Source organism: Streptomyces sp. NPDC005195, from assembly GCF_040608315.1.
Classification (GTDB): domain Bacteria; phylum Actinomycetota; class Actinomycetes; order Streptomycetales; family Streptomycetaceae; genus Streptomyces; species Streptomyces kaempferi.
Window position 1 is genome coordinate 1 of record NZ_JBEXHZ010000244.1, and the last position, 2,360, is coordinate 2,360.

The window sequence follows — 2,360 nt, forward strand, 5'->3', positions numbered from 1 at the left end:
CCCGGCCGCTCGGCCCAGGACCTCGTCGGCCTCCTCGACGCGGCCCTGGGCCGCCAGCAGCCGGGCCAGCCATCCCGCGTCGGCGCAGGACAGCTGTCCGGCGCGCAGGGCGGCCTGGGGTTCGTCGAGGAGGTGGTGGGCCGCGGCCGGATGCAGACGCCAGGTGTGGGCGGCGAGTTGCAGGGTGATCCGCAGCCGGGTGGGTTCGTCGGGGCAGCCGGATCGGGCCAGCCGGAGAAAGGTCGGTGCGCCGTCCGGGTCGCTGGGCGAGAACGGTTCCTGCCGGGCCGCGTCCCGCAGAGCCTGGATCTCCCAGTGGTGCGTGGCCGTCCCGGCGGCGAGTAACTGCCCTGCCACGAGGGCGGGTTCGGCCAGTGCGTGGTGCAGGACGCGGGCGGCGTTGCGGTGCATCGACCGGCGCTGTTCACAGGAGAGCATGCCCAGCACCGCGGACTCGGCCGCGGGATGGCGCAGCCGGGCGCCGGTGACGAGGCCCGCGGCGTCCAGGGCGTTGCACGCGCGGGCGGCGGCGTCGGTGCCCAGCCGGGCGAGCCGGGCGGCGTGCTGCACGTCGGCCTGCGGGCCCAGGACGGCGAGGGCGGCGGCCAGCCGGCGGGCGGCGGGGCCGCAGCGTTGCACACAGGTCGCGAACGCCTCGGTGAAGGGGCCGCCGGGTTCGGGCTCCGGCCACTCGGGCCGGCCGGCGGGGGTGCCCGTCTCGGCCAGCAGGGCCCGTATCAGGAGGGGGTTGCCGCCGCTGAGCGCGTGCAGTGACGCGGTGGCGTCCGCGGGCACCGGGGTGCCCCAGAAGCGGGCCAGTTCGGCGGTGCCCGGGGCGTCCAGGCGGCCCAGCGGGATACGGACGAAGCCCTGGTGGCGCAGGAGTTCGGTGTGCAGTCCGAAGCCGTCCGTGCGGTGGTACGGGGACTGGGCGAGCACCGTCAGGAGGGGGGCCTCGTGCAGGGTGTGGGTGAGGCGCAGCAGTTCGGCGAGGGAGGCGCGGTCGGCGTGCTGCAGGTCGTCGACGCACAGGAGTACCGGGCCGTTCGCGCAGGCGGTGCGCAGCAGGGCGGCGAATCCGGCGGCTGCCTCGTCCGGTGCGGGGGCCGGCCGGGGCAGGTCCCCGGTGAGGCAGGCGGCGAGGCGGCGCAGCAGCGCGTGGTCCTCGCGGCGGGCGCCGGGGTCGGCGGCGGCGTGCAGCACGGTGAGTCCGCGGTCGGCGGCGAGGTCGGCGGCGTACTGCAGGAAGCGTGTCTTGCCGCAGCCGGGCGCGCCTTCCACCAGCACCAGTTGAGCGGTGCCGTCGCTGCAGGCGCGCAGAGCCTTGTCGAGTCGTGCGCATTCGTCGTCGCGGTGCAGGAGCATCATGGGCCCGCCCTCCCGGTCGCATTCCCTCCACGTTCCTGCAGTCTAGGAAGGCATATGCCCGGCACGAGTCCGGCGCGATGGCCGGTGACTGCACGGCAGGAAGTACCGGGATGCCGTCCCTGTCACACCGTCGGCGGGTTTCGGCAGGTCCTTGCGGTGATGGTCGCGCTGCCCGGGCTTTAGCCCCTGCCCCCACGATGACCACCCGTGGCGCTCCCGCGGTACGCCGGGCCTTTCGGAGGGACGAACATCGATGTTCACCGTCTGCCCCTGGACCGCGCACCGGTCCGCCGGTTTCGCCACCGCGGGCGAGTCCAACGCCTACTACCGGCGGCTGGTCGCGCACGGCACGACGGAGCTGTCGGTCGTCTTCGACCTGCCCACGCAGTGGGGTCTCGACTCGGACGCCCCTCTCGCGAGCGGTGAGGTGGGCCGGGCGGGGGTGGCGGTCGACTCCATCGACGACATGCGGGTGCTGTTCACCGGGATCCCCCTGGAGCGGGTGTCGACGTCGATGGCCGTCGGCGCGCCGGCGGCCGTGCTCCTGCTGCTGTACCAGTTGGTCGCCGAGGAACAGGGCCTGCGTGCCGACCGGTTGAGCGGCACGGTCCACCACGACGTGCTGGCGGAGTACGTCGTGCGGGGCAGGCACGTCTTCCCGCCGGAGCCGTCCCTGCGGCTGGCGGCGGACCTCTTCGCCTACTGCCGTGCGCAGTTGCCCGGGTGGAACACGCTCTCGGTCTCGGGGCGCGCCCTGGCGGAGGCGGGAGCCACGCCCGCGCAGGAGATCGCCTTCACCCTGGCCGAGGGCGTCGAGTACCTGCGGACGGCGGTCGCGTACGGGGTGGACGTGGACGACTTCGCGCCGCGGCTGTCGTTCCTCTTCGGGGCGCGGGCCACACTCCTGGAGGAGCTCGCCACCCTGCGTGCGGCCCGGCGCGTGTGGTCGCGGGTGCTGGGCGAGCAGTTCGGTGCGCGTGGCTGCGCGTCGC

Annotated in this window: 1 protein-coding gene and 1 pseudogene; one reads left to right on the top strand and one right to left on the bottom strand. The window is 74.8% G+C overall.

Annotated elements, in window-relative coordinates:
- On the bottom strand, positions 1-1,368 hold a 1,368-nt coding region (locus ABZV34_RS38550), incomplete at its 3' end, for an ATP-binding protein (protein ID WP_356287674.1).
- 250 nt (positions 1,369-1,618) lie between these two features.
- On the opposite strand from ABZV34_RS38550, the pseudogene ABZV34_RS38555 reads away from it, so the two are divergent.
- Positions 1,619-2,360: pseudogene (locus ABZV34_RS38555) on the top strand (methylmalonyl-CoA mutase family protein); the annotation flags it as partial.